The sequence below is a fragment of the Pseudomonas sp. P106(2024) genome (assembly GCF_057480815.1).
The window spans coordinates 20,258-47,081 of the sequence record NZ_JBLIYU010000022.1; the positions used below are offsets into that span (position 1 = coordinate 20,258).

19 protein-coding genes are annotated in these 26,824 nt (G+C 64.3%); 7 read left to right on the top strand and 12 right to left on the bottom strand.

Annotated elements, in window-relative coordinates:
* Positions 1 to 22 precede the first annotated feature (22 nt).
* The 3 genes from mapR (at position 23) to AC25M7_RS23885 (ending at position 5,686) form a co-directional block, all read left to right on the top strand.
* Positions 23 to 1,432, top strand: a complete 1,410-nt coding sequence (gene mapR, locus AC25M7_RS23875; RefSeq protein WP_028692181.1) for a GntR family transcriptional regulator MpaR — start codon at positions 23 to 25, stop codon at positions 1,430 to 1,432.
* A 65-nt stretch (positions 1,433 to 1,497) separates the two neighbouring features.
* On the top strand, positions 1,498 to 3,552 hold the full coding sequence (locus tag AC25M7_RS23880) for a PAS domain-containing protein (RefSeq protein ID WP_486971536.1): 2,055 nt from the start codon (positions 1,498 to 1,500) through the stop codon (positions 3,550 to 3,552).
* 76 nt (positions 3,553 to 3,628) lie between these two features.
* On the top strand, positions 3,629 to 5,686 hold the full coding sequence (locus AC25M7_RS23885; protein ID WP_486971537.1) for a hybrid sensor histidine kinase/response regulator: 2,058 nt from the start codon (positions 3,629 to 3,631) through the stop codon (positions 5,684 to 5,686).
* Positions 5,687 to 5,843: 157 nt separating this feature from the next.
* Here the strand turns inward: AC25M7_RS23885 and AC25M7_RS23890 are convergent, their stop codons facing one another.
* The 11 genes from AC25M7_RS23890 to AC25M7_RS23940 all read right to left on the bottom strand — a co-directional run bounded on the left by AC25M7_RS23890 (position 5,844) and on the right by AC25M7_RS23940 (position 23,481).
* Positions 5,844 to 6,590 (bottom strand): SDR family oxidoreductase, encoded by a 747-nt coding sequence (locus tag AC25M7_RS23890; protein WP_088852929.1) that lies wholly within the window; start codon positions 6,588 to 6,590, stop codon positions 5,844 to 5,846.
* Positions 6,591 to 6,674: 84 nt separating this feature from the next.
* On the bottom strand, positions 6,675 to 8,210 hold the full coding sequence (locus tag AC25M7_RS23895) for a DHA2 family efflux MFS transporter permease subunit (RefSeq protein WP_486971538.1): 1,536 nt from the start codon (positions 8,208 to 8,210) through the stop codon (positions 6,675 to 6,677).
* Entirely contained in the window at positions 8,207 to 9,400 is a 1,194-nt protein-coding gene (locus AC25M7_RS23900) for an HlyD/EmrA/EmrK family protein (protein WP_207853152.1), read from the bottom strand. The genes AC25M7_RS23895 and AC25M7_RS23900 overlap by 4 nt, the downstream gene beginning before the upstream one ends.
* Before the next feature lie 30 nt (positions 9,401 to 9,430).
* Positions 9,431 to 9,904 carry a MarR family winged helix-turn-helix transcriptional regulator gene (locus AC25M7_RS23905; RefSeq protein ID WP_028692187.1) on the bottom strand — a complete coding sequence of 158 codons (474 nt, stop codon included), beginning with the start codon at positions 9,902 to 9,904 and terminating at the stop codon, positions 9,431 to 9,433.
* A 1,064-nt stretch (positions 9,905 to 10,968) separates the two neighbouring features.
* Complete coding sequence (locus tag AC25M7_RS23910) at positions 10,969 to 12,453, bottom strand: efflux transporter outer membrane subunit (RefSeq protein ID WP_486971539.1); 1,485 nt, start codon at positions 12,451 to 12,453, stop codon at positions 10,969 to 10,971.
* Entirely contained in the window at positions 12,450 to 15,560 is a 3,111-nt protein-coding gene (locus AC25M7_RS23915; protein ID WP_028692159.1) for a multidrug efflux RND transporter permease subunit, read from the bottom strand. Before AC25M7_RS23915 ends, AC25M7_RS23910 begins: the two co-directional genes overlap by 4 nt.
* Positions 15,557 to 18,655, bottom strand: coding sequence for an MdtB/MuxB family multidrug efflux RND transporter permease subunit (locus AC25M7_RS23920; protein WP_062363071.1), 3,099 nt, complete (start codon positions 18,653 to 18,655; stop codon positions 15,557 to 15,559). The genes AC25M7_RS23915 and AC25M7_RS23920 overlap by 4 nt, the downstream gene beginning before the upstream one ends.
* Positions 18,652 to 19,938: an MdtA/MuxA family multidrug efflux RND transporter periplasmic adaptor subunit gene (locus tag AC25M7_RS23925; protein WP_028692157.1), complete on the bottom strand. Its 1,287-nt coding sequence runs from the start codon at positions 19,936 to 19,938 to the stop codon at positions 18,652 to 18,654. The genes AC25M7_RS23920 and AC25M7_RS23925 overlap by 4 nt, the downstream gene beginning before the upstream one ends.
* 202 nt (positions 19,939 to 20,140) lie before the next feature.
* Positions 20,141 to 20,641, bottom strand: a complete 501-nt coding sequence (tpx, locus tag AC25M7_RS23930) for a thiol peroxidase (RefSeq protein ID WP_028692156.1) — start codon at positions 20,639 to 20,641, stop codon at positions 20,141 to 20,143.
* 165 nt (positions 20,642 to 20,806) lie between these two features.
* On the bottom strand, positions 20,807 to 22,087 hold the full coding sequence (locus tag AC25M7_RS23935; protein WP_062363061.1) for a serine/threonine transporter: 1,281 nt from the start codon (positions 22,085 to 22,087) through the stop codon (positions 20,807 to 20,809).
* Between the two features lie 197 nt (positions 22,088 to 22,284).
* Positions 22,285 to 23,481 carry an amino acid aminotransferase gene (locus AC25M7_RS23940; protein ID WP_062363057.1) on the bottom strand — a complete coding sequence of 399 codons (1,197 nt, stop codon included), beginning with the start codon at positions 23,479 to 23,481 and terminating at the stop codon, positions 22,285 to 22,287.
* Positions 23,482 to 23,718: 237 nt separating this feature from the next.
* Between AC25M7_RS23940 and AC25M7_RS23945 the strand changes: the two genes are divergently transcribed.
* From AC25M7_RS23945 to AC25M7_RS23955, 3 genes are read left to right on the top strand one after another with little or no spacing between them, the layout of a single operon-like run.
* A complete protein-coding gene (locus AC25M7_RS23945; RefSeq protein ID WP_486971540.1) occupies positions 23,719 to 24,207 on the top strand; it encodes a hypothetical protein in 489 nt (162 codons plus the stop codon).
* 23 nt (positions 24,208 to 24,230) lie between these two features.
* Positions 24,231 to 24,476: a hypothetical protein gene (locus AC25M7_RS23950; RefSeq protein ID WP_197866538.1), complete on the top strand. Its 246-nt coding sequence runs from the start codon at positions 24,231 to 24,233 to the stop codon at positions 24,474 to 24,476.
* A gap of 11 nt (positions 24,477 to 24,487) precedes the next feature.
* Positions 24,488 to 24,853, top strand: a complete 366-nt coding sequence (locus AC25M7_RS23955) for a hypothetical protein (protein ID WP_197866539.1) — start codon at positions 24,488 to 24,490, stop codon at positions 24,851 to 24,853.
* Here the strand turns inward: AC25M7_RS23955 and AC25M7_RS23960 are convergent.
* Positions 24,769 to 25,794, bottom strand: coding sequence for an Ldh family oxidoreductase (locus AC25M7_RS23960; RefSeq protein ID WP_197866540.1), 1,026 nt, complete (start codon positions 25,792 to 25,794; stop codon positions 24,769 to 24,771). The genes AC25M7_RS23955 and AC25M7_RS23960 overlap by 85 nt on opposite strands.
* 143 nt (positions 25,795 to 25,937) lie before the next feature.
* Here AC25M7_RS23960 and AC25M7_RS23965 point away from each other — a divergent pair, with 143 nt between their 5' ends.
* Complete coding sequence (locus AC25M7_RS23965; RefSeq protein ID WP_028692150.1) at positions 25,938 to 26,810, top strand: MurR/RpiR family transcriptional regulator; 873 nt, start codon at positions 25,938 to 25,940, stop codon at positions 26,808 to 26,810.
* The last annotated feature ends 14 nt before the right edge of the window (positions 26,811 to 26,824 follow it).

The window sequence follows — 26,824 nt, forward strand, 5'->3', positions numbered from 1 at the left end:
CACCTTGCCTGCCCAGACCCTAATGAAACGCTACGAACGATTTGCCGATGACATTGCCGAATTGATCCGCTCCGGGGTGCTTGGCCCCGGTCAGCGGGTACCTTCGGTGCGTTACGCCAGCCAGACCCACGGGGTCAGCCCGTCCACGGTGTTCCAGGCCTACTACCTGCTGGAGCGGCGCGGCCTGATCCGCGCCCGGCCGCGCTCGGGCTACTTCGTCAATGCCCATGCGCCGCGCCCGTTCAGCGAGCCACAGCCCCAGGCGCCGGCCAGCGAGTCCACCGATGTCGATGTCAGCGGCCTGGTGTTCTCGATCCTCGACTCGATCAAGGATCCGCACACCGTGCCATTCGGCTCGGCCTTTCCCAGCCCGACCCTGTTCCCCCTGCAACGCCTGTCGCGATCGCTGGCCAGCGCCAGCCGGGCCATGGACCCGCGCATGGTGGTCACCGACCTGTCGCCGGGCAACCCGCAACTGCGCCGGCAGATCGCCCTGCGCTACATGGTCGCCGGGTTGATGCTGCCGATGGAGGAACTGCTGATCACCAACGGCGCCCTGGAAGCGCTGAACCTGTGCCTGCAGGCCGTCACCCAACCCGGCGACCTGGTGGCCATCGAGGCACCGGCCTTCTATGCCTGCCTGCAGGTACTCGAACGCCTCAAGCTCAAGGCGGTGGAAATCCCGGTGCACCCGCGCGAGGGCATGGACCTCGGCGTGCTGGCCCAGACCCTGGAGAAACACCCGGTCAAAGCCGTGTGGTGCATGACCAACTTCCAGAACCCGGTGGGCGCCAGCATGCCGGAGGCCAAGAAGCAGGAACTGGTCGAGCTGCTGCGTCGCCACCAGGTGCCGCTGATCGAGGACGACGTCTACGCCGAGCTGTACTACTCGCAGCAAGCGCCGAAGCCGGCCAAGGCCTTCGATACCGAGGGCCTGGTGATGCACTGCGGCTCGTTCGCCAAGAGCCTGGCGCCGGGCTACCGGATCGGCTGGGTGGCGGCCGGACGCTTCGCGCAGAAGATCGAGCGGCTCAAGCTGATGACCTCGCTGTGCGCCTCGATGCCGGCCCAGGCGGCGATTGCCGACTACCTGCAGCACGGCGGCTACGATCGCCACCTACGCAAGCTGCGCTACGCCCTGGAAGGTCAGCAGGCCAACATGCTGGCCGCCATCGCCCGCCATTTTCCGGCGCAGACCCGGGTCAGCCAGCCGTCTGGGGGCTATTTCCTGTGGCTGGAGCTGCCCGAGCAGATGGACGCCCTGAAGCTGTTCCATATGGCCCTGGCCCAGGGCATCAGCATCGCGCCGGGGCCGATCTTCTCGCCGACCCGACGCTTCGGCAACTGCATCCGCCTGAACTACGGCAGCCCGTGGGGCGATGGCGCGGAACAGGCCATGGAGACCTTGGGGCGGATCGTGCGGTCGTTCTAGTCCAGCAATGGCGGTAGCCAGGTTGAACGGCTATAGTTTCGCAGCACTTTGCCTGGATCCCGCCCATGCCAGACTATCCAGCATCACCCGAGCAGCTGCTGGCCCGTATCGGCGAGCTTGAGGCACAGCTCGCCAGGCACGATCTCGAACGAGCCTGTTTCGCGATGCTAAGTACACACATGGCCGAAGGGTTCTGTGTGCTGGAACTGTTCGATGGCCCCCACGGACCGCTGAGCGATTACCGCTATATCCTCAGCAACGACGCCTGCCTGCGCCACACCGGCCACGACAAGCAGATGGGGCAGACGGTGCGCGAGCTCATCCCCGACGAAGCCGACGCCTGGGTGCCCCGTTTCGCCGAGGTACTGCGCACTGGGCAGTCGACACATTTCGAGCAACGCCTGAAGATCAGCGACCGTCTGCTCTCCATCTCGGCCCATCGCCTGGGCCGGGCCAGTGACAGGCGCGTGGCCGTGCTGTTTACCGGGGTCCCTGCCAGCCAACAGGCACGAGACCTTCTGTACGAGCAGGCGGAGAAGCGCATGGACAGGGCCGAAACCAACAGCAGATTGCTCGGCGAACTGGTGGACCACAGCCTGGCCAACGTGTTTGCCGCAGACTGTAGTCTGCGCCTGGTGGCGATTAACCGCACGGCCCGGGAAACCTTCGAGCGGCTGCATGGCATTTCACCCAAGGTTGGCGACAATGTCCGGGAGATCCTGGCCGGCCAACCGCAGATCATGGAAAAGTTTCAACCGCTCTGGCCGCGGGTGATCGCCGGCGAGTCATTCATCGAAATGGTCAGCATCGGCCCGCCCGATGCCCCGCGCCACTACGAAATGCGCTACAACCCGTTGCGCGATGCCGAAGGCCAGATATGTGGGGGTTATCTGTTCGCCTACGACATCACCAGTCGCGTGCTGGAGCAGGAGCGCCTGAGCCAGGCCGAGGAGGCCCTTCGCCAATCACAGAAAATGGAAGCCATCGGCCAATTGACCGGTGGCATTGCCCATGACTTCAACAACCTGCTCGGCGGCATCGTCGGCGCGCTGGAGCTGGCAGACAAGCGTATGACGCAGGGCCGTCAGCAGGACAGCAGGCACATGCTCGGCATTGCCCGGCAGAACACCTCGCGCGCCACTGCCCTGGTCCAGCGCCTGCTGGCTTTCGCCCGCCAGCAGGCGCTGGTGCCTCAGCCGGTGGATGCACACCACCTGGTGGCCGACATGCACGACCTGATCCACAGCTCCCTCGACAGACATATCGAGTACGTCGATGCCACGCTCGCCGGCCAATGGCTGGTCTGCGTCGATCCATCACAGCTGGAAAGCACCCTGCTCAATTTGTGCATCAACGCGCGGGACGCCATGACACAGGGTGGCACCTTGCGCATCAGCAGTGCCAATTGCCAGATGGATGCAGCGCAAGCAGCAAGTCTTCAACTTCCCGCAGGGCAGTATCTGCATGTACAGGTCGAGGATAACGGCTGCGGCATGACCCAGGAAATCAGCGCGCGTGCCGCCGAACCTTTTTTCACCACCAAGCCCCTGGGGCAAGGCACCGGGTTGGGCCTGTCCATGGCCTACGGCTTCGTACGCCAGTCGGCCGGCCAACTGAGCATCGACAGCGCACCGGGACACGGTACCTGTATTCACCTGTATCTGCCACGCGGGCTGCCAGGCTCAACGCCTCAGGCCGATGACACAGAGCAGATGATCAAACCCTCGAGCACTGGACAGTCGCTCATTCTGCTGGTGGAGGATCAAACGACGTTGCGCCTGGTGATGCGGGAAGTCCTGGAGGAACACGGTTTCCAGGTGCAGGACTACGAGGACGGCCATACGGTCCTGCACGCCCTGGCCGAAGGTATTCGGCCAGACATGCTGGTGGTGGATATCGGGCTGCCGGGAGATCTCGATGGCTACCAGGTCACCAATGCCTGCTGGGCCATCGATGAGCATGTACCTGCCCTGTTCATCACCGGTTACGACGGCGCCATCGACAACAGTCGGATATCAGGCTCGCCGCCAATCGCCCTGCTGCACAAACCCTTCGAACTGACACGACTGACCGCCAAAGTGGAGGAGCTGCTGATCGCCGCGCGAAGCAAGCCCGCGTAGATCCTTGAGCGGTGTGACTGGACAGGCACACCTGCAGGCGATTAGCGTAGCGGACTCCACCTCGACGGATGCCCGAATGCCCTCGCGCGAACTACAGTCCCTGCGCCTGGAAGTTGAACGCCTACGCCAGCGCAACAGCTTGCTGGAGGCCGAACTGGCCACCCCACCCTGGCATGATCCGGACCTGTTTCGTTTTCTCTTCGACACGATGGACGAAGGCTTCTGCGTCATCGAATTCTTCGACGGTCCCCACGGTCCGCTGAGCGACTACGTCCATGTCCTCGCCAACGCCGCCTACGCCCGCCATGCCGGGATTCCCAATGTTGTCGGACAGAAACTGCGAGAGATGGTGCCGGACGAAGCCGACGACTGGGTGGCCCGCTATGGCCAGGTACTACGCACCGGTGAGCCCTTGCAGTTCGAACAGGAACTGGTAGCCACCGGGCGGGTGCTGTCGGTCACCACGTTCCGTATCGAACCTGCCGACAAGCGCCAGGTAGCCGTGCTGTTCAAGGATGTCACCGAACGACGTCGCGCCGAAACCGCGCTGCAACAACTCAACGACCACCTCGAACAGCGAGTCACCACCGCACTGGCTGAGCGCAGCCTGCTCGCCGAGCTGGTCGAGCACAGTGTCGCCCAGGTGCAGGTGGTCGACACCTCGCTGCGTTTTCTCGCGGTCAACGCCCGCGCGGTCGAGGATTTCGACTATCTGTTCGGCCGCAGGATCAAGGCTGGCGACAGTCTGCTGGAACGCCTGGACGGACTCCCCGAGGAGCGCGAACGATCGGTGACACGCTGGCGCAGGGCACTGTCCGGGGAAAGCTATACCGAGGTGATCGAATACGGACGCCGCGGGGACAGGCGTCATTTCGAGCTGCGCTTCACGCCCTTGCGTGACAGCACCGGCGAGATCGTCGGCGCCTACCTGTTCGGCTACGACATCACCCGCCAGGTCAGCGAGCAGAAGCGCCTGCTCGAGACCGAGGAAGCACTGCGCCAGGTACAGAAAATGGAAGCCGTAGGCCAGCTCACCGGCGGCATCGCCCACGACTTCAACAACTTGCTCGGCAGCATACTCGGCGCCCAGGAGTTGATGCGTCAACGGCTGCAGAAGGCCCGCTACGCCGAAGTCCCCCCATTGTTGAACAGCGCCTGTGAGTCCGCGCAACGAGCTGCCACGCTGGTACAGCGCCTGCTGGCATTTTCCCGCCGCCAGACCTTGCTGCCCCAGGCGACTCGCCTGAGCACGCTGGTGGAAGGCATGGAAGACCTGATCAGTCGCAGCGTAGGCCCGGCCATCGCGGTACACAGTGATTTCGAGCAGGAAAGCGGCACGGTATTCATCGATCCACCGCAACTGGAAAGCGCCCTGCTCAACCTGTGCATCAATGCTCGGGACGCCATGCCTGCTGGCGGTCGCATCAGCATCCGCTGCGTCGCGCTGGAGGTGACGCAGGAAACCGCCCAGTCACTGGATCTTCTTCCCGGCCCCTACCTGCGCTTGAGCGTCAACGACACGGGACGGGGAATGCCACCGGAGGTGATCGATCGCGCGCTCGAACCCTTCTTCACCACCAAACCTATGGGACAAAGCACCGGGCTTGGCCTGTCCATGGTCTATGGTTTTGTCCGTCAGTCAGGTGGACAACTGCAGATCAGCTCCCCGCCAGGTGAAGGTACCTGCATCCACCTGTATCTGCCCAGGCATGACACCGTTGCCCAGCTTGCGCCTGCAAAAGCTGGGTCACCGCTGTCGACTCGCAGCCCCGGAAGGCGGGTACTGCTGGTCGAGGACCAGGACGCGTTACGCCTGGTGATCGCCGAAGTGCTCGAGGAACTGGGGCACGAGGTCGAAGGCTACGCCACCGGCCCGGCTGCGCTCGAGGCAGACCAGACGTTCGACCTGCTGATCACCGACATTGGCCTGCCCGGTGGCATGAATGGCCGCCAGGTCGCCCAGGCCATGCGCCAGCGCCACCCTTCGCTGCCGGTGCTGTTCATCACCGGCTACGATGCCAATGCGGTGCTCGAGGATGGCCCCCTACCGCAAAGAACCCGCGTACTCACCAAGCCTTTTGATCTCGAGAAGCTGGTGGATCAGGTTGATCTGTTGCTGCGCGAATACCACTAGTGTCGTGTCTCGGAAATAGGCTGTTCACTTTTGACGGCGTCTTGGCCGCCCGGCCGGCGTTGCCACGCCTCGCCACAGCCCTGCTATGACTCGTCGCGGCGCCTTGCCCGAACACCCAGGCCACCGCCAAAAGAGAACATATTTCCGAGACAGGACACTAGCGCCCGCCACTCAGATCAATGAAGGTGCCGGTCGCGTACGACGCCTTTTCCGACAACAGCCAAAGGATCGCCTCCGCCACCTCTTCAGGTTGGCCGCCGCGTCCCATCGGCAGGCCTGGCTCAAGCTTGCTTACGCGCTCCGGATCGCCGCTAAGGGCATGGAAGCCGGTGTGGATGTAACCCGGCCGCACACCATTGACCCGCACGCCCTCGCCAGCCACTTCCCTGGCCAGGCCCACCGTAAAGGTATCCAGGGCTCCCTTGGAAGCGGCATAGTCGACGTACTCGTTGGGCGAGCCCAGTCGCGCGGCCATCGACGAGACGTTGACGATCGCCCCGCCCTGCCCACCATGGCGGCGAGTCATGCGCAGCAAGGCGTGCTTGGCGCACAGGATCGGGCCGACCACATTGGTCTTCATCACCTTGAGCAGGCGGAACTCGGACATGTCCTCGACACGGCTCTGCTGGCCAATGGTGCCGGCATTGTTGACCAGGGCGGTAACCGGCCCGAGCTCCTGATCGACGCACTGGAACAATCGCACCACCTCATCCTCGACGCTGGCGTCGGCACGCACGGCGATCGCCTCGGCGCCCAGCGCACGGACCTGCGCCAGCATCGCCTGCGCGGCCTGGTCGTCAGCGTGATAGTTGATGCAGATTCGGTAACCCTGTTGCGCCGCCAGCAACGCGGTGGCGGCGCCGATGCCTCGGCTGGCGCCGGTGATGACGATAACCTTGTCCATGAGTCTGCCATGTAGCCAGGAAAAGACCTACAAGACTAGGGGAAATGCCATCACTTGAAAACCACGGGCAGGGAATCATGGGTTTCAATGGCCCGCCGAAGCGGGCGCGGCCTTGGCGGTAAAAGGCGGCTTGGCCAGCCACACCAGCAGGATCAAGCCGGCGAACACCCAGGTCAGCAAGGTGAAGTAGTCCACCGTCGACATCATGTACGCCTGGCTGTTGAGTATCTGCTCCAGCTTCGCGTAGCTCTGTGCACTGGCCCCGCCCAACTGCTCCAGGGTTTGCCGGGTGGCCGGCTCGAAGTTGCTGATGTGCTCGCTCAGGTAGGCGTGGTGCTGGTCAGCCCGACGGATCCAGATCCAGGTGGTCAGCGACGCAGCGAAGCTACCGCCCAGCGTTCGCAAGAAGGTGGCCAGCCCCGATCCGTCGGCAATTTGGTGCGGCGGCAGGTCCGACAGCAGGATGCTCAGGGTCGGCATGAAGAACAGCGCCACGCCAATGCCCATGAACAACTGCACCAGGGCGATGTGCAGGAAGTCCACCTCGTTGGTGAAGCCGGCGCGCATGTAGCAACTGGTGCCGATCGCCAGGAAGGCGATGCCGGCCAGTACGCGCAGGTCGAAGCGATGGGCATACTTGCCGACGAAGGGCGACATGAGCACCGGCAACAGGCCGATCGGTGCCACCGCCAGGCCCGCCCAGGTCGCGGTGTAGCCCATCTGGGTCTGCAGCCATTGCGGCAGGATCAGGTTGATGCCGAAGAATCCCGCGTAGCCGCCTACCAGCACCAGCGTGCCGATGCGGAAGTTACGGCGCACGAACAATCGCAGGTTGACCACCGGGTGGCGGTCGGTCAGTTCCCAGATAACGAACACTGCCAGGAACACCACCGAGACCAGCGTGCCGATCACGATGAACGACGACTCGAACCAGTCCAGGTCGTTGCCCTTGTCCAGCACCACCTGCAACGCGCCGACGCCGACGATCAACGTCAGCAGGCCGATGTAGTCCATCGGCTGGCGGCTGGTGACCACCGGCCGCGTGCGCATCTGCTGGCGTACCACGGCGGCGGCGAACAGCCCGATCGGCACGTTGATGAAGAAGATCCATGGCCAGCTGTAGCTGTCGGTGATCCAGCCGCCGAGGATCGGCCCGGCAATCGGCGCCACCACCGTGACCATCGCCAGCAACGCCAGGGCCATTCCGCGTTTCGCCGGCGGGTACACGGCGATCAGCAGGGTCTGGGTCATCGGGTACAGCGGGCCAGCCACCACGCCCTGGAGCACGCGGAAAAACACCAGTTCGGACATCGACTGGGCGATGCCGCATAGGAACGAGGCCAGCACGAACAGCAGCGTGGCCCAGAGGAACAGCTTCACCTCGCCGAAACGCCGGCTCAGCCAGCCAGTCAGGGGCAAGGCGATGGCGTTGCTCACCGCGAACGAGGTGATCACCCAGGTGCCCTGCTCCGAGCTCACCCCGAGATTGCCGGAAATGGTCGGCAGCGCCACGTTGGCGATGGTGGTGTCGAGCACTTGCATGAAGGTCGCCAGCGACAGGCCGATGGTGGTCAGCAGCAGGCTCGGCGGGGTGAACTGCGCGGGGGCCGCCTGGCTCATCGCTGGGCCGTCTTGCCGGTGGCGCTGTTCTCGTGGATCAGCCGGGCGATCAGGTGGTCGGCCTCGACCAGCTGACGGTCATACACCTGGGTGGTGTAGCTGGCCTGCTGCGGCGGCTGCTGGGCCAGGGCCGGGCCGCTCTGGTCGTGCAGGTCGACCTCGGCGACGGTGGACAGGCCGATGCGCAGCGGATGCGCCTTCAACTGCTCGGAGTCGAGGTGAATTCGCACCGGTACGCGCTGGACGATCTTGATCCAGTTGCCGGTGGCGTTCTGCGCCGGCAACAGGGCGAAGGCGCTGCCGGTCCCCGCGCCGAGGCTGTCGACGGTGCCGGTGTACCTGACCTCGCTGCCGTACAAGTCGGCGGTGATCTCCACCGACTGGCCGATGCGCATGTCGCGCAGTTGGGTTTCCTTGAAGTTGGCGTCGATCCACACCTCGTCCAGCGGGATCACCGCCATGGTCGCGGTCCCCGGCTGCAGGCGCTGGCCCAGTTGCACGGTACGTTTGGCGACATAACCGGTGACCGGCGCCACCAGCGTGGTGCGGGCATGATCCAGATAGGCTTGGCGCAGGTCGGCGGCGGCGGCCATCACTTCCGGATGCGAGGACACCACGGTGTCGTCGACCAGCGCGGTGCTGGTGTTGAGTTGCTGGCGGGCGCTGTTGACGGCGGCCTGGGCCACGGTCAGGTCGTCGCGGGAGTGGGCGACTTCCTCGGCGGCGATGGCACCGCTGTCGGCCAGTACCTTGCGCCGGTTGTAGTCCTGCTGGGCTTTCTGCAGCTCGGCCTGGCGGGTCTGCAGTTGCGCCTTGAGCGAGTCGACGTTGCTGTACAGCCCGCGTACCTGGCGCACGGTGCGCGCCAGCTTGGCCTCGGCGGACTGCAGGGCAACTTCGCTGTCGGCCGGGTCGAACTGCAGCAGCACCTGGCCGGCATGCACCAGGTCACCGTCATCGGCGCCGATGCTGGTGACGGTACCGGACACCAGCGGGGTGATTTCCACGACGTTGCCGTTGACGTAGGCGTCGTCGGTGCTTTCGTGCCAGCGCCCGACCAGGCTGTACCAGGCCCAGGTGCCGGCACCGGCGAGGACCAGTATCAGCAGCAGGGCGAGCAGCCAGATCTTGCGCTTGCGCGTGTTGTCAGGCGCGGGGGCCGGGGTGGAGGTGTCAGCGGGAGTGGCCATGACAGTACCTTGGAAGATGCGTGACAGGGATCAACGATCGCCGAAGCGGCGGATCGTCAAGGGGTCGCCGGCGTTGAGCAGGACCTTGGCGAGCAGTTGCTCGAGGGTCTTGAGTTCTTCGGGTTGCAGCACGCCGACCAGTTCGTTCATTGCCGCCGCGCCAACCAGGGGCAGGCGGTCGGCCAGGCGCTGGCCATCGGCGGTCAGGGCCAGGCGAACCTGGCGGCGGTCGTCGGGGCAGCGGTTACGCAGGATCAGGCCCTTTTGCTCGAGGCGGTCGAGCATGCGGGTCATCGAGCCGCTGTCCAGGCCCAGGTAGCGGCACAGTTCGGCCGGGGTATCTACCTGGTACTGGGTGACGATGATCAGCACCTTGAACTGGGCGGCGGTGACACCGTCGGCTTCAAGGTGCCAGTCGAGGATGCGGTCCTTGAGTAGCGCGGCTCGGCCGAGCAGCATGCCTATGGCGCAGGTCTGGAAGTTTTCCGGGGTGAAATGGGACATCGGGGTCTGCTCGGGTAATTGTGTGAAAATATTACTGCTTAGGCAGTGAATGTCAAAGCTTTGATTAGGGGGCTAAAGAAAATTTAATCGGGTTCGGGTTCGGGTTCGGGTTCGGGTTCGGGTTCGGGTTCGGGTTCGGGTTCGGGTTCGGGTTCGGGTTCGGGTTCGGGTTCGGGTTCGGGTTCGGGTTTCAGGGTGTGGGTTTTGAATTTTTTTGTGCGCATTCGTAGACGATATCGACATTTAGTCACCTTTCCGCCCTTACGGCGGGTTACTTTGGTCTTAACTCGCCGTCCGCGGCCAAAGTAACCAAAGCCGCCCCGCTCCGTTCATCCGGCCCCTGCGCTTCGCTCCGGGGTCCCCTCGCTCCGTTCTTGCTCCCGGGAGGACCGCGCTGCAGGGCCCATCCTGGGGCGCAGCGCTTGACGGCCATCCATGGCCGTCACCTCCCTCCGCAAGTCCTGCGCTCGGCCTCCTGAAGTCGCAATTGGTGTTGCCTGAACTATCGCGCACTTAGAAGCAAGAGCAAGAGCAAGAGCAAGAAGCGCGAAGTTAGTTGTTTGACCATTAGTTATGTATTGGCTGTTCCGGTCCTTTCGCGGGGCAAGCCCGCTCCCACAGGGTTATATATAACGGCGACTATCGTTTGGGAGCGGGCTTGCCTCGCGATGCGATCGAGAGATTAATTAAGTTTAAACTAGCGACAGCTGCGTTAGTTCAGGCGCCGCCCGTAACTTGCGCGACTTCAGGAGGCCGAACGCAGGACTTGCGGAGGGAGGTGACGGGCATGGATGCCCGTCAAGCGCTGGGGCCCAGGATGGGCCCTGCAGCGCGGTCCTCCCGGGAGCAAGGCCGGAGTGAGGGGACCCCGTAGCGAAGCGTAGGGGCCGGATGAATGAGCGCGCGGCTTTGCTTACTTTTGCCAAGACAAAAGTAAGTCGCCGCAAGGCGAAACAGCGATATAAGCGTCGACGCTGCCAATGAATGCGCGCACAACCTTCAAACAACATAAAACCAAAAACTAACAACTAACAACCAACAACTAACAGAACATTCCAAAAACTTTACTCAACCACCAAATCCCGCCCAACATCCCACCCTCCCCCAAGCGCCGCAATCAACTGCACACTCGCCACCAATCGCCCCTGCAACAACGTCAACACACTCCGCTCGTTGCTAAGCGCCGTCGTCTGCACATTGACCACATCCAGATACCCGATCAACCCCGCCTTGTACTGGTTCTCGGTCAACCGCAACGACTCCCGCGCCGCGTCCAGCGCCTCCTGCCGCACCACCGCCTCGTCCCCGTACACCTTGAGCTGCACCAGATAGTTCTCGACCTCCTTGAACCCGTCGAGCACCGTCTGCCGATACTGCGCCACGGTCTGGTCGTACACCGCCACCGTCCGGTCAACCTCGGCACTGCGCTTGCCGGCGTCGAACAGCGTCAGCGCCAGCTGCGGCCCGACCGACCAGTAACGGTTGGGCAACTCGATCCAGTTGTTGAAACTACTGCTGGAATACCCCCCGTTCATGCTCAAGGACAGATCCGGGAAATACGCCGCCCGCGACACACCGATATTCGAGTTGGCCGCCATGACCTTGCGCTCGGCCGAGGCGATGTCGGGACGCCGCTCGAGCAGCTGCGACGGCAGCGACAGCGGCACCTGCGGCAACGCCGGAATATCATCGCTCGCCGCCAGGGCAAAGTCGGCCGGCGCCTTGCCCATCAGCACGGCGATGGCGTTCTCGTACTGCGCCCGCTGCCAGGCCAGGTCGATCAGGTCGGCCTGGGTGCTCTTGAGCTGGGTACGCGCCTGGGCCACGGCATCCGGCCCGGCAACCCCGGCGCGGTACTGGTTCTCGTTCATCTTCAGCGACCGCTCATAGGCCGCCACGGTGGCCTCGAGCAGGCGCTTCTGCGCGTCGATCACCCGCAGTTGCAGGTAGTTCTGAACCAGTTCCGACTGCTGACTCAGGCGAATGGCCGCCATGTCGGCCAGGCTGGCCTCGGCGCTGGACTCGTTGGCGTTCACGGTTTCACGCAACTTGCCCCACAGGTCGATCTCCCAGCTCACCCCGAGCTGCGCGCTGTAGGTATCGCGGATGCCGCTGCTGTTGTTCGACAGGCTGGAGCTGGAACTACCGGTGCCCTGGGCCGAACGGTTCTTGCTGGTGGTCAGGTTCAGCGAAGGGAACAGCGAGGCACGGCTACTGCGCACCAGCGCCTGGGCCTGACGGTACTGCGCCTCGTACTGTGCCACCGTCTGGTTGCTGCGGTTGAGCTCCTCAACCAGGGCGTCGAGCTGCTTGTCGCCATAGATCTCCCACCACGCCCCCCGAGCGATGGAATCAGACGGATTGGCCTGGGTCCAGCCCTCGGCCTGCTTGAACTGTGCCGGGGTACTGACCTCGGGGCGGTGGTAGTCCGGGCTCAGGGTACAGGCGCTGAGCATGGCCACGCACAACCCGGCGCTGACCAGGCGCGAGCCGCGTCCCTGGGTCAGCAGCTTGAAGGCACGGTGGATTCGGGTGTGGGCAAAGTTCATAGCGGGTTATCCAGGGCAGCGTCGGTGCGCACGCCGCGCCAGCGGTTGAACCGGTGGCGCAGGCGATCAAGGTACAGGTAAACCACAGGTGTGGTGTAAAGGGTGAGGATCTGGCTGAACACCAGGCCGCCGATGATGGTCAGGCCCAGGGGCTGGCGCATCTCGGCGCCCTCGGCGCGGCTGAGCAGCAGCGGCAGCGCGCCGAGGATCGCGGCCAGGGTGGTCATCAGGATCGGCCGTAGGCGCAGCAGGCAAGCGCGGCGGATCGACTCCTCCGGCGACAGGCCTTCATGGCGCTCCAGTTGCAGGGCCAGGTCGATCATCAAGATGGCGTTCTTCTTCACCACGCCGATCAGCAGGAACAGCCCCAGCAACGAGATCAGGCTGAACTCGCCACCGGTCAGGTACAGCGCCAGCAACGCGCCGACCCCGGCCGAGGGCAGCGTGGAAAGGATCGTCAGTGGGTGGATGTAGCTCTCGTAGAGGATGCCGAGCACCAGGTACACCAGCACCAGGGCGCCAAGGATCATCAGCGGCTGGCCTTCGGTGGTCTTGGTAAAGGCGTCGGCGTCGCCGCCGAGCTTGGCGATCACCGACTCGGGCAGGCCGAGCTTGGCCACCGCGCGCTCCAGCGCGGCCATGGCCTGGTCGGGGCTGTAGCCTTCGGCGACATCGAACGAGATGTCCTCGGAGGCGAACTGCCCTTCGTGGCTGACGCGGTCGTTGGCCAGGCTGTTCTCGTAGCGGGCGAAGGTGGACAGCGGCACCCGGGCACCGTCGGCGGTGATCACCTGCACCTGCTCCAGGGTGCTTGGGTCCCAGGCGTATTTCGGGTTGATCTCCAATACCACCTGGTACTGGTTGAGGCTGTCGTAGATGGTCGAGATCTGCCGCTGGCTGTAGGCGTTGTTCAGCACCGCGGTGACCATGTCCATGTCGATGCCCAGGCGCTTGGCCTGGTCACGGTCGACCACCAGGGTCACCTGCTGGGTGCCGGCGCCGTCGCGGGCGTCGATGGCGGTCAGCTCGGGCAGCTTGCGCAGCTCAGCGGCCACCTTCGGGAACCACTCTCGCAGGGCGGCCAGATCGCCGCTCTGCAGGGTGTAGAGGTACTGCGAGGTGCTCTGGTCGCGGCCGCCGCCGCCCAGTTGCAGGTCCTGGTCGGCCATCAGGTACAGGCGCCCACCAGGGATCTTCGGCAGGTCCTTGCGCAGGCGGTCGATCACCTTCTGCGCGTTCTCCTTGCGCTCGGCGATCGGCTTCAGGCGCACCAGCACGAAGGCGTTGTTGGTGCCGCTGTTGCCGCCGATGAAACCGGCGACGCTCTCCACCGCCGGGTCCTTGAGCAAGGCGCGGCGGTAGATCTCCATCTTCGGCTGCATCACGGTGAACGACAGGCCGTCATCGCCACGGATGAAGCCTTGCAGCTGGCCGGTGTCCTGCTGCGGCATCAGGGTCTTGGGCACTACCACGTACAGGGCGATATTCAGGCCGATGGTGGCCAGCAGGCTGAGCAGGGTCAGGCGCTTGTGCCGCAGCGCCCAGCCCAGGCTCTTGTCGTAGCCGGCGACCATGCGCTGGTGAATGTGGTCGCTCCAACGCTGCAGGCGAGTCTGCTGCTGCGGGCCATGGACCTTGAGCCAGCGCGAGCAGAGCATCGGCGTCAGTGTCAGCGACACCACCAGCGACACGACAATCGCCGCGGCCAGGGTGATCGAGAACTCCTTGAACAGCCCGCGCACGATGCCGCCCATGAACAGGATGGAGACGAACACCGCCACCAGCGAGACGTTCATCGACAGCAGGGTGAACCCCACCTCCTGCGCGCCCTTGTAGGCGGCGCGCATGGGGTTTTCGCCGTTCTCGATATGCCGCGAAATGTTCTCCAGTACCACGATGGCGTCGTCCACCACCAAGCCGGTGGCGAGGATCAGCGCCATCAGCGACAGGTTGTTCAGCGAGAACCCGCACAGGTACATGACCGCGAAGGTGCCCACCAGCGAAACCGGCACCGCCAAGCTCGGGATCAGCGAGGCACGCAGGTTGCCGAGGAACAGGTAAACCACCAGGATCACCAGCACCACGGCGATCAGCAAGGTGTGCTCGGCCTCCTTGAGGGTGGCCTTGATCACCGGCGAGCGGTCCATGGCCACATTGAGCTTGACGCTGGCCGGCAGGAGCGACTGCAAGGCCGGCAACTCGGCCTTGATCTGCTCGACGGTCTGGATGATGTTGGCGTTGGTCTGGCGGTTGACCACCAGCAGCACCGCGCTCTCGTCGTTGAAGAATCCGCTGTTATAGCGGTTCTCCACGCCATCGCTGACCTTGGCCACATCGGACAGGCGCAGGATCGCGCCGTTCTGCTGGCGGATCACCAGCGGCTTGTAGTCCTCGGCGGTTTCCAACTGATCATTGGCGCGCACCTGCCAGTTGCGTTCGCGGTCTTCGACGAAGCCCATGGGCCGGCGTTGGTTGGCGTTGGCCACCGCATTGCGCACGTCGTCCAGCGACAGGCCGTACTGGTTGAGCAGCTGCGGTTCGAGCTCGATGCGCACCGCCGGCAGCGAGCTGCCGCCGATCTGTACCTCCCCTACTCCGCTGACCTGCGCCAGGCTCTGGGAGAGGATGGTGTCGGCCAGGTCATAGAGCTTGCCCTTGGACAGCACGTCCGAGGTCAGCGACAGCACCATGATCGGCGCCTGGGACGGGTTGATCTTCTTGTAGGTGGGCATGCTGCGCATGCCGCTGGGCAGCAGGTTGCGGGTGGCGTTGATCGCCGCCTGCACCTCACGCGCCGCGCCGTCTATGTCGCGGCCCAGCTCGAAGCCGATGATCACCCGGGTCGAGCCCTGGTTGGAGCTGCTGGTCAGCGTGGTGACGCCGGCAATGGCGCCGAGCTTACGCTCCAGCGGCGTGGCCACGGTGGAGGCCATGACCTCAGGGCTGGCGCCGGGCAGGCTGGCCTGCACCACAATTACCGGGAAGTCCATCTGCGGCAGCGGCGACACCGGCAGCAGGCCGAAACTCACACCACCCAGCAACATGATCGCCAGACTCAGCAGCATGGTGGCTACCGGCCGTCGAATGAAGGGTCCGGACAGGTTCATGCTTCAGCCTGCCGCGCATCGTCAGCCGGGCGCCAGCGACGCGCCAGGCGGTCGAAGTACAGGTAGATGACCGGCGTGGTGAACAAGGTCAGCACTTGGCTGACCAACAGGCCGCCGACCATCACCAGGCCCAGCGGCTGGCGCAGCTCGGCGCCGGAACCGGTGGCGAGCATCAGCGGTACGGCGCCGAACAGCGCGGCCAGGGTGGTCATCAGGATCGGCCGGAAGCGCAGCAGCGCCGCCTGGTAGATCGCGTCACGCGGGCTCATGCCCTGGTGTCGCTCAGCCTCCAGGGCGAAGTCGATCATCATGATCGCGTTCTTCTTGACGATGCCGATCAGCAGGATGATGCCGATGATCGCGATCATGCCCAGGTCGTTGCCGCTCAGCAGGAGCGCCAACAAGGCCCCCACCGCCGCCGACGGCAGCGTGGAAAGGATGGTCACCGGGTGGATGTAGCTCTCGTAAAGCACGCCCAGCACGATGTACATGGTCACCACCGCGGCCAGGATCAGCAGCAAGGTGCTCGACAGCGAGGCCTGGAACGCCTCGGCGGCGCCCTGGAAGCGGGTCTGCACGCCGATCGGCATGCCGATGTCCTGCTGCACCTGCTCGATCACCTTGACCGCCTCGCCCAGGGAGGCGCCATGGGCCAGGTTGAACGACATCATCACCGCCGGGAACTGGCCGATGTGCGAGATGGCCAGCTGGGCCTGGCGCTGCTCGATGCGCGCCAGGGCCGACAGGCGCACCTGGCCGCCGTCGGTGGCCTTGACGTGGATCGACTCCAGGGCCTGCGGGCCGAGGCTGGCGGCAGTCTGCGACTGCAGCACCACGCGGTACTGGCTGGCCTGGGTGTAGATGGTCGAGATCTGCCGCTGGCCGAAGGCGTCGTACAGCGCGTTGGTGATCTGCGCCACAGTGATGCCCAGACGACTGGCCATGTCGCGGTCGATCACCAGGAATACCTGCAGGCCCTGGTCCTGCAGGTCGCTGGCCACATCCTGCAGCTCGGGGCGGTCCTTGAGCGCCTGCACCAGCTTGCCGCTCCACTCGGCGAGCATGTCGGCATCCGGCGAGCTCAGGCTGAACTGGTACTGGGTGCGGCTGACCCGGTCCTCGATGCTCAGGTCCTGCACCGGCTGCATGAACAGGCGGATGCCGACCAGCTTGTCGAGCTGTGGCTGCAGGCGGTTGATCACCTCGGAGGCGGTGACGTCGCGCTCGCCGTGGGGCTTGAGGTTGATCAGCAGGCGGCCGCTGTTGAGGGTGGCATTGTCGCCATCCACGCCGATGTAGGAAGACAGGCTCTGCACCGCCGGATCCTGCAGGATCACCTTGGCCAGGGATTGTTGGCGCTCGCTCATGGCGGCGAACGAGGTCGATTGCGGCGCTTCGGAAATACCCTGGATGACCCCGGTGTCCTGGGCCGGGAAGAAACCCTTGGGCACCATCAGGTACAGCACCACGGTCAGCGCCAGGGTGGCAACGGCCACCAGCAGGGTTAGCGGCTGGCGCTGCAACACCCAGGTCAGGGCGGTGCCGTAGTGCTTGATCAGCCAGTCGATCCAGGCACCGCTGGCGCGGTAAAAGCGGCTTTGTTCCTCTTCCATGGGCTCGCGCTTGAGCAGGCGCGCGCACATCATCGGCGTCAGGGTCAGCGACACCACCAGGGAAATCAGGATGGCCACCGCCAGGGTGATGGCGAACTCACGGAACAAGCGCCCGACCACATCGGCCATGAACAACAGCGGAATCAGCACGGCGATCAACGAGAAGGTCAGCGAGATCAGGGTGAAGCCGATCTGCTTCGCGCCCTTGAGCGCGGCCTGCATGGGTGTTTCGCCCTCCTCGATGTGCCGGGAGATGTTCTCCAGCATGACGATGGCATCGTCCACCACGAAGCCGGTGGCGATGGTCAGGGCCATCAAGGTGAGGTTGTTGACCGAGAAACCGGCCAGGTACATCACCCCGAAGGTGCCGATAAGCGACAGCGGAACGGCGATGGAGGGAATGATGGTGGCGCTGAAACGGCGCAGGAAAACGAAGGTGACCATCACCACCAGGGCGATGGCGAACAGCAGCTCGTGCTGCACATCGCGCACGGCGGCGCGGATGGTCTGGGTGCGGTCGGTTAGCACGCTGACATCCAGGCCCGCCGGCAGGTTGTCGGTGATTGACGGCAGCAGTTCCTTGATCCGGTCGACGACCTCGATGACGTTGGCACCGGGCTGGCGCTGGATATTCAGCAGCACCGCCTCGTTCTGGTTGGCCCAGGCGGCCAGGCGTTCGTTCTCGGCGCCGTCGACGATCTCGGCGACGTCCTTCAGGCGCAGTGGCGCGCCATTGCTGTACTTGAGGATGAGGTTGGCGTATTCCTCGGGGGAGCGCAGCTGGTCGTTGGCGTCGAGCATCGACACCCGGGTCGGGCCGTCGAAGTTGCCCTTGGGCTGGTTGACGTTGGAGGCGCCGATCAGGGTGCGCACGTCGTCCAGGTTGAGACCGTTAGCGGCCAGGGCGTCGACGTTGACCTTGATCCGCACAGCTTGGCGCTGCCCGCCGGCGATGCTGACCATGCCGACGCCGCTGATCTGGGCGATCTTCTGCGCCACGCGGGTGTCGACCAGGTCATTGAGCTTGGGCAGCGGCATGGTCTTCGAGGAAATGGCCAGGGTCAGCACTGGCGTGTCGGCCGGGTTGACCTTGTTGTACACCGGCGGCGCCGGCAGGTCGTTGGGCAGCAGGTTGCTGGCGGCGTTGATCGCGGCCTGCACCTGCTGCTCGGCGACATCCATGTTCATGTCGAGGTTGAAGCGCAGGGTCAGCACCGAGGCGCCGCCGGAGCTGGTGGAGGCCATCTGTTCCAGGCCCGGCATCTGCCCGAACTGGCGTTCCAGCGGCGCGGTGACGGCGCTGGTCATGACCTGCGGGCTGGCGCCAGGGTACAGGGTCATGACGCGGATGGTCGGGTAGTCGACCTGAGGCAAGGCCGCCACCGGCAGCAGCTTGTAGGCGATCAGGCCGGCCAGGACGATGGCCAGCATGCTCAGCGTGGTGGCGACCGGCCGCAGGATGAACAGGCGCGAGAGGTTCATGCGCCCGCCTTGGTGCCTGGTTCAGCGGTCTGGGCCGAGCCCTTGGCGCCCTGCCCCTGCAGGTGCTGGCCGGGGGTGGTCGGAACCTGGGAGCTGTCCTCGACCACATCGACCTTGGTGCCTTCGCGCAGGCGGTCAGTGCCTTCCAGCACCAGGCGCTCGCCGGCGGCCAGGCCCTCGACGATCACCGTGTTCTCGCCATCGCTGGCGCCGACCTTGAGCTTGCGCACGTTGATGGTGTTCTCGGCGTTGACCACATAGGCGAAGGTGCCGTCGTTGCCAAACTGGATCGCCGCTGCCGGTGCCAGCACCACCTGCTTGAGGGTGTCGGCCAGCAAGCGCACGTTGACAAACTGGTTGGGGAACAGCGCGTGGTCGGTGTTCTGGAAGGTGCCCTTGAACTTCAGGGTGCCGGTGGCGACGTCGATCTGGTTGTCGAGGCTGCCCAGCACACCGGTGGACTGCAGCTTCTGATCGCCCCGGTCCCAGGCCTCGACCGGCAGGCTGGCGCCGCTGCGGTAGCGAGCCAGCACGGTGTCGAGCTGGGTTTCCGGCAGGGTGAAGGCAACGCTGATCGGCTGGGTCTGGGTGATGATCACCAGCGCCGTGGTGTCGTTGGCCGCCACCAGGTTGCCCAGGTCCAGCTGGCGCAGGCCCACGCGGCCGCTGATCGGTGCGCGGATCTGGGTGAACTCGAGATTCAGGCGTGCCTCGTTGACCTGGGCCTGGTTGGTCTTGACCAGCCCCTGGAACTGACCGACCTGAGCTTCGGCGGTGTCCAGGGTCTGCTTGGCGATGCTGTCCTCGGCGTACAGGCCTTTATAGCGGGCCAGGTCGACCTGGGCATTCTTCAACTGCGCCTGATTCTGCGCCAGGGTGCCCTCGGCCTGCTGCAAGGCGATGCGATAGGAACGTGGGTCGATCTCGGCCAGCAGATCGCCGGCCTTGACCTGCTGGCCCTCCTTGAAGTGGACCTTGACCAGCTCGCCGGCCACCCGGCTGCGCACGTTGACCGTGTTGGTCGCGGTCACGGTGCCGAGGGCCTTGTAATAAAGCGGGAAGTCTCCGACCCGCACCGGCTCGACCCGCACCGGGACCGCCTCGGTGGAGGCGCCGAAGCCCGGCCGCCCGCCCATGCCCAGGCCCTTGCCCGGACGGTGCCCGCCGCCTTCCTTGTGGACGGTCGCCGCGGGCCACAGCCACCAGGCCAGCAGGGCCACCAGCAGCAGGATCAGCAGGCCGAACAGCCAGCGACGAGGGGAACGGGAATTGGAGGCTTGCATGGGTCGAACGAACCTTGTTCAGAGAAAGACGGCGTGGAGAGCGTGAACGATAAGCACTGGCATCGTTTTAGCAAAGGGGCTTTACCAGTGCTTTACCTTCGGCTGACGTTGGCAAAGGGGTGAACTTTAAATGAAAACGGCCTGGAACTGGGTCCAGGCCGTTACCGGGTGTTACCTGGTTCGCCGGCAAGCCGGCGAACACTTACTTCAAGACAGCCAGCGCCGCCTCGTAGTTCGGCTCGTCGGCGATTTCGCCCACCAGCTCGCTGTGCAGCACCTTGTCGTTTTCATCCAGCACCACCACGGCACGGGCGGCCAGGCCGGCCAGCGGGCCATCAGCGATGGCGACGCCGTAGTTTTCCAGGAACTCGCGGCCACGCAGGGTCGACAGGTTCTTCACGTTCTCCAGGCCTTCGGCGCCGCAGAAGCGCGCCTGGGCGAACGGCAGGTCGGCAGAGATGCACAGCACCACGGTGTTGGCCACGTCATTGGCCTGGGCGTTGAACTTGCGCACCGAGGTGGCGCAGGTCGGGGTGTCGACGCTCGGGAAGATGTTCAGCACCTTGCGCTTGCCGGCGAAGTCGGCCAGCGACTTGTTCGACAGATCGCCAGCGACCAGGGAGAAGGCAGGTGCCGCGGCGCCTTGCTTCGGCAGTTCACCGCTGACCTGAACCGGGTTGCCTTTGAGAGTCACTTGAGCCATGACGGAAATCCTTATACGGGGGGTTGAAAAGGACTCAGAGTTAACCATGAAGGGGCGCAAGTGCCTATGGGTAAAGATGAAATTGCCCTACGATCGGGCAATTCCTGTAGACAAACGCCCGGGTGACTGACGTCGACCCGGGCGTTCTTCCTACGGGACAGGGGCTCAGGCCAGCAGGCCGTACACCACTGAGGTCAGGGCCACCAGGCCGACGACCACCACGAACAGGTTGGACAGCGCGCCGCTGTACTTGCGCATCGATGGCACGCGGCGGATGGCGTACATCGGCATCAGGAACAGCAACACGGCGATGATCGGGCCGCCGAGGGATTCGATCATGCCGAGGATGCTCGGGTTGAGGGTGGCGACGATCCAGCACACCACCAGCATCAGCGCGGCGACGATACGGTCCAGGGCCTTGGCGCCCGGGCGCATGCCGGCCTTGACGATCATGCCCTTGAGGCCCTCGCTGGCACCGATATAGTGGCCCAGGAACGACTTGGCAATGGCAATGAAGGCGATCAAGGGCGCGGCGAAGGCGATGGCCGGCTGCTCGAAGTGGTTGGCCAGGTACGACAGGATCGACAGGTTCTGCGCCTTGGCCTCGGCCAGCTGGGCGCTGCTCAGGGTCAGCACGCAGCTGAACACGAAGAACAGCACCATCAGCACCATCAGCAGGTGCGCGCGACGCAGGATCTGGCCGCTGCGCTCATCGGCATTCTCGCCGTAGCGGCGCTTCTGGTCGACGGCGAAGGCCGAGATGATCGGCGAATGGTTGAACGAGAACACCATCACCGGGATCGCCAGCCACACGGTGTGCAGGAAGGCCGAGCCCGACGGCACCTGGGCGGCGGTGTCGAGGATGCCGCCGTTCCAGTGCGGCACCAGGTACAGGGCCAGCAGCGCCAGGGCAACGATGAATGGGTAAACCAGCAGGCTCATGACCTTGACCGTGGCCTGCTCGCCGCAGCGCACGATGGCCAAGAGGCCCAGGATCAGCACAAACGACAGGATCGCCCGCGGTGGCGGCGCGATGTGCAGTTGGTGCTCCATGAAGCTGCTGACGGTGTTGGTCAGCGCCACGCTGTAGATCAGCAGGATCGGGAAGATGGCGAAGAAGTACAGGACGGTGATCAGCGCGCCGGCGGTGATGCCGAAATGCTCCTCGACCACCTCGGTGATGTCGCCGCCCTTGCTGCCGGAAAGCACGAAGCGGGTCAACCCGCGGTGGGCGAAATAGGTCATGGGGAAGGCCAGCAAGGCCAGCACCAGCAGCGGCCAGAAACCGCCAAGGCCGGCGTTGATGGGCAGGAACAGGGTTCCGGCGCCGATGGCCGTGCCGAAGAGGCCCAGCATCCAGGTGGTGTCTTGACGCGACCAGCTGCCGAGGGTGGCGGGGGTCGATTCTACAAAGCGTTGTTCAACGCTTGGGGCCTGCTCATTCATTCCGGGTGAAGCTCCACTCGCAAGACTGCAACAGGCTGAGAATGGCGAAATAGACGATTCGCCCAACTCAACCGGGGAAGAGGGGCGCGATTGTGCATGCAAAGGTTGCACTTGGGGAAGCCCCGCCCGAGAGACGGTTGCACTTGTCTTTACAAGCGGGTTGTGCTGGAGGGGGCTGCTTGGCAGCCCCTGGCAGATTACCGCTGCACGGCGGCAAACGCCTCGGCCACCTGGCGCAGGTTGGCCGGACGCAGGCCGGACATGCATACCCGGCCGCTGTCGATCAGGTAAACACCGAACTCGTCACGCAGCCGACGCACTTGCTCCACGCTGAAGCCGGTGTAGCTGAACATGCCGCGCTGGCGCAGGAAGAACTGGAAGTCCTGGCCAGGCAGCAGCTCGCCGAGCAAGTCGACCAAACCTTGACGCATGTCGAGGATACGCTTGCGCATCACCTCCACTTCCGCTGCCCACTGAGCGTTCAGCGCGGTATCGCCAAGCACCCCGGCCACCAGCTGGGCGCCGAACGCGGGCGGGCTGGAGTAGTTGCGGCGCACGGTGGCCTTGAGCTGGCCGAGCACACTGGAGGCGGTGGCGGCATCGTCGCAGACCACCGACAGCCCCCCTACCCGCTCGCCGTACAGCGAGAAGATCTTCGAGAACGAGTTGCTGACCAGGCACGGCACGCCGGCACGGGCCATCTCACGGATGGCGTAGGCGTCTTCCACCAGGCCTTCACCGAAGCCCTGGTAGGCGATGTCGAGGAACGGAATCAGCTGGCGCGCCTTGACCACTTCGACCACCTGCTGCCACTGCTGCTGGTTTAGGTCGACGCCGGTGGGGTTGTGGCAGCACGGGTGCAGCAGGACGATGCTGTTCGCCGGCAGGGTCTGCAGGGTCGCCAGCATACCGGCGAAATCGACGCCACGGCTGGCGCTGTCGAAGTACGGGTAGCTGTGCACCTTGAAGCCCGCGCCTTCGAAGATCGCCCGGTGGTTGTCCCAGGTGGGGTTGCTCACCCACACCTCGGAGCTCGGGAAGTAGCGCTTGAGGAAGTCGGCGCCGACTTTCAGCGCGCCCGAGCCGCCGACGGTCTGCACGGTGGCCACGCGGCCATCGGCCACAGCCGGGTGATCTGCGCCGAACAGCAGCGCCTGGATCGCCTGGCGGTAGGCAGCCAGGCCTTCCATCGGCAGGTACAGCGAGGCTTCGTGGGGCTGGCCGGCCAGGCGCTTCTCCACCTCGCCCACCGCCGCCAGCTGCGGCACCACGCCAGCTTCGTCGTAGTACAGGCCGATACTCAGGTTGACCTTGTCGGCGCGCGGGTCGGCCTTGAAGGTTTCCATCAACGAGAGGATCGGGTCGCCGGCATAGGCATCGACATGTTTGAACACAGCGTGCAGCTCCTTGGAAATCAGGACAGTTCAGGGAAGGCTTCAGCGAGGATACCCGCAGTGGGGCGTGAGGAACATCACCGATGTGCAAGGAGTCGATGCAGGGGTGCAAGAGCGAGCGTTACGACGCAAAGACATTTCCCACATCAATTACGGAAACGGACGAATAGGCACCCTCTGCATCGGCCTGCCATTGTCCCGCTCACACGAATTACATGTATAAAAAAAGAGGGATTGATGCAGCCGGACAGGACGTACCAAGTCATTGCCCATCATGGAATTACCTTCGATATCAGCGAGTTCACCGTCCAGCCAGGTGAGCACTGCCAATTGCGCAAGTTGGCCTTACCCTTCGTGCACAAAGGGCATTACCAAATCGTGGAGGCCGTGGCCCAACTCTATGACCGCATGCTCGCAGGCAATCTGCCATGCCAGATGAAAGTTGCAGTATCACGCCCACTCACACGTCAGCAGGGGGACGTGCTGAATGATCAACGGAGCGATGTGCTCACCCTGGTCGGAGCAGCAGTGGGTAAAGCGGCAGGAACTACCGTTGTCGGAATCGCGGGTACGATGGCCGCTGGATTAGTGGCCTCCGCTGCAGGATTTGCAGCCTCGAGGCTGGCAAAGGGAGCAATACCAACATTTCATGCCGGCGATGTTTTGGTATCGCTTCAAGCCCAGGTCAACGGGGAATTGGCCCTCAACGTAGCGCGCTGCTGCTGATTCTCTGAGGACGGGTATACACAATGTCCTATATCTACCTGACTCTGTTTACTGCACTGACAGGCTGGTTACTCGACTGGATCTGCAAGCCGATTCTGGTGCGCAGATGGCTCTACCTGATTTTCCAGATCACAGGCATCACCGCTTGCACCCAACTCGGTGCCCAGGAGGTTCTTTACTGGGATGGAGGGGCATGGGGCCTGTTCTTTTCACTCGCCGGATTTCCTCTGCTGTTCGAACGCTCGAGCTGGTATGAGCGAAACCGATAGAGGAGGCATTCATGACCATGCTTTACCTGCTGATCTATCTGCCGGTCGCAATCCTTCTGTTCGACTGGCTTTGCAGGTCAGTACTGCTTCGCAGAATCCTGTGCATCGTCTTCATGGTGGCGGGCATCAGCACTTGTTCACTGCTGGGGCAACGCGAGTTCATGAATCTCGATGGTGGGCAATGGGCTCTATTCTTCGTCGTGCTCGGCACGACCCTGCTGTTTGATCGCTCGCACTTGATCGTGATCGGGATTGAGGAGCTGCGCCCCGTCCCGATCCGGATGGGGCCAATTCAGCCCGCCAACCCCCGCAACTCCCCCCACTCCCGCTCACTCAACGCCACCCCTTCCCGCCCGGCTACTTCACGCTCGCGATAACGCCGCTCGCCCGGCATCCGCGTCAACCCGGCTGCCTGCATCTGCTCCACCAGTTCGCGGCTGCGCAGCGCAAAGCGCTCGCCCTCGGCCTTGCTCGGGTCGATCACGATGATCAACTGCCCGGTCCAGGGGGTCTTGGCTCCGGGATGGCCCGACCAATCGAACTCCCAGGAGAAATTGCCGCCCGTCAGCGCCGCCGCCAGCAACTCGACCATCATCGACAGCGCCGAGCCCTTGTGCCCGCCGAACGGCAGCAAGGCGCCGCCCTCGAGAATCGCCTTGGGGTCGGTGGTCGGCTGGCCCTCGGCATCCACGCCCATGCCTGGCGGCAGTCGCTCGCCCGCCCGCGCGGCGATCTGCACATCGCCATGGGCCATGGCGCTGGTGGCCATGTCGAAGACGATCGGATCATGCCCGGCGCAAGGCGCGGCAAAAGCAATGGGGTTGGTGCCGAACAGCGGCTTGCGCGCACCGTGTGGCACCACGCAGGTCATGCTGTTGACCACGCTCAGGGCCACCAGGCCTTCGTCGGCGAACGGCTCGACATCCGGCCACAGCGCGGCGAAATGGTGCGAGTTGTGGATCGCCAGCACCGCGATGCCGGCCGTGCGGGCCTTCTCCACCAGCAGCGGGCGGGCCGCGGCCAACGCCGGCTGGGCAAAGCCACCCTTGGCATCGACACGCAAATAGGCCGGCGCAAGGTCAGTCACCTGAGGCTCGGCGCGACCATCGACCCAACCGCTGGCCAGGGTCGAGACATAACCGGGAATACGGAACACCCCATGGCTGTGGGCACCATCACGCTGGGCACTGGCGCAGTTGTGGGCAAGCACGGCGGCCACCGCCGCGCTGCAGCAATGTCGCTCGAAGATCGACTGCAGCAACGCCCGCAGTTCGTTAAAAGGCACGCGCACGACAGGGCCGGTGGAAGGTGAAGACATCTGGAGCTCCTTTCTTGGATTTGGATTCGCTACAGCGCAACTGCACAGACTTTCCCGCCAATGACAGCTATCTGTCAAATATTGACTTGACGACAGAAAACAGCCATTTTGGCTTCCACGCCAGAAATCAACCGGAACCGACCATGAGCCAATCGATCAAGCAACGCCTGGAAAGCAGCCTGCACACCGCTGCCGCCTCGGGCCGCCAGATCGCCAGCTACATGCTCGCCAACCTCCACGAACTGCCGTTCCAGACCTCGGCCAGCATCGCCGCCAAGCTGGGCGTGAGCGAGTCGAGCGTTGGCCGCTTCTGCCGCTCGCTGGGCTACGCGCACCTCAAGGCACTCAAACAAGACCTGCAGAACGACTTGGGCGACGGCCCCTGGCTGGTGGGCGACCGCCTGCAGGCGTTCCGCCAGCAACCCGAGGACGACCAGCGCTCGGGCAGCCTGGAGCTGGAAATGGCCGCGCTGGTACGCGTGCACGAATACAGCCGCGGCGAAGCCTGGCAGCAGGTGGCCCGGCGCCTAGCGGAAAAACCGCGGGTGTTCGTCGCCGGCTTTCAGACCGAGCGCGGCGTGGCCATGTGCATGAGCCATCTGCTGCAATACCTGCGCGACGGCGTGCAACTGGTCGACGGCAGTGCCGGGCACTTCGCCGAGGTGCTGCTGGGGCGCCCCCAGGACTGCGCGCTGGTGGTGTTCGAGGCCCGGCGCTATTCCCGCCATGCCCTGCAGCTGTGCCACAAGGCCCGCGAGCTGGGCATCCCGGTGACCCTGGTCACCGACACCTTCTGTGAATGGGCCGATGCCAACGCCGACGAGGTGTTCCGCATCCCCACCGAATTCAACCTGTTCTGGGAATCCACCGCGACCATGCTGTCGTGGGTGCACCTGATGGTCAACGAGGTCTGCAAGAAGCTCGGGCCGGATGTTGAAAGACGCTTGGAAGCAACTGCCGCTCTACATAACGAGTTCGTCGGCTACACCTCGTGGCCGGCGGGCAAACAACAATAGCAAGAGTGCAACTA

Bases quoted from the DNA above. Each gene is read 5' to 3' on its own strand.
- mapR (WP_028692181.1), top strand. From the start codon at position 23: ATGAAACGCTACGAACGATTTGCCGATGACATTGCCGAATTGATCCGC.
- AC25M7_RS23880 (WP_486971536.1), top strand. From the start codon at position 1,498: ATGCCAGACTATCCAGCATCACCCGAGCAGCTGCTGGCCCGTATCGGC.
- AC25M7_RS23885 (WP_486971537.1), top strand. From the start codon at position 3,629: ATGCCCTCGCGCGAACTACAGTCCCTGCGCCTGGAAGTTGAACGCCTA.
- AC25M7_RS23890 (WP_088852929.1), bottom strand. From the start codon at position 6,590: ATGGACAAGGTTATCGTCATCACCGGCGCCAGCCGAGGCATCGGCGCC.
- AC25M7_RS23895 (WP_486971538.1), bottom strand. From the start codon at position 8,210: ATGAGCCAGGCGGCCCCCGCGCAGTTCACCCCGCCGAGCCTGCTGCTG.
- AC25M7_RS23900 (WP_207853152.1), bottom strand. From the start codon at position 9,400: ATGGCCACTCCCGCTGACACCTCCACCCCGGCCCCCGCGCCTGACAAC.
- AC25M7_RS23905 (WP_028692187.1), bottom strand. From the start codon at position 9,904: ATGTCCCATTTCACCCCGGAAAACTTCCAGACCTGCGCCATAGGCATG.
- AC25M7_RS23910 (WP_486971539.1), bottom strand. From the start codon at position 12,453: ATGAACTTTGCCCACACCCGAATCCACCGTGCCTTCAAGCTGCTGACC.
- AC25M7_RS23915 (WP_028692159.1), bottom strand. From the start codon at position 15,560: ATGAACCTGTCCGGACCCTTCATTCGACGGCCGGTAGCCACCATGCTG.
- AC25M7_RS23920 (WP_062363071.1), bottom strand. From the start codon at position 18,655: ATGAACCTCTCGCGCCTGTTCATCCTGCGGCCGGTCGCCACCACGCTG.
- AC25M7_RS23925 (WP_028692157.1), bottom strand. From the start codon at position 19,938: ATGCAAGCCTCCAATTCCCGTTCCCCTCGTCGCTGGCTGTTCGGCCTG.
- tpx (WP_028692156.1), bottom strand. From the start codon at position 20,641: ATGGCTCAAGTGACTCTCAAAGGCAACCCGGTTCAGGTCAGCGGTGAA.
- AC25M7_RS23935 (WP_062363061.1), bottom strand. From the start codon at position 22,087: ATGAATGAGCAGGCCCCAAGCGTTGAACAACGCTTTGTAGAATCGACC.
- AC25M7_RS23945 (WP_486971540.1), top strand. From the start codon at position 23,719: ATGCAGCCGGACAGGACGTACCAAGTCATTGCCCATCATGGAATTACC.
- AC25M7_RS23950 (WP_197866538.1), top strand. From the start codon at position 24,231: ATGTCCTATATCTACCTGACTCTGTTTACTGCACTGACAGGCTGGTTA.
- AC25M7_RS23955 (WP_197866539.1), top strand. From the start codon at position 24,488: ATGACCATGCTTTACCTGCTGATCTATCTGCCGGTCGCAATCCTTCTG.
- AC25M7_RS23960 (WP_197866540.1), bottom strand. From the start codon at position 25,794: ATGTCTTCACCTTCCACCGGCCCTGTCGTGCGCGTGCCTTTTAACGAA.
- AC25M7_RS23965 (WP_028692150.1), top strand. From the start codon at position 25,938: ATGAGCCAATCGATCAAGCAACGCCTGGAAAGCAGCCTGCACACCGCT.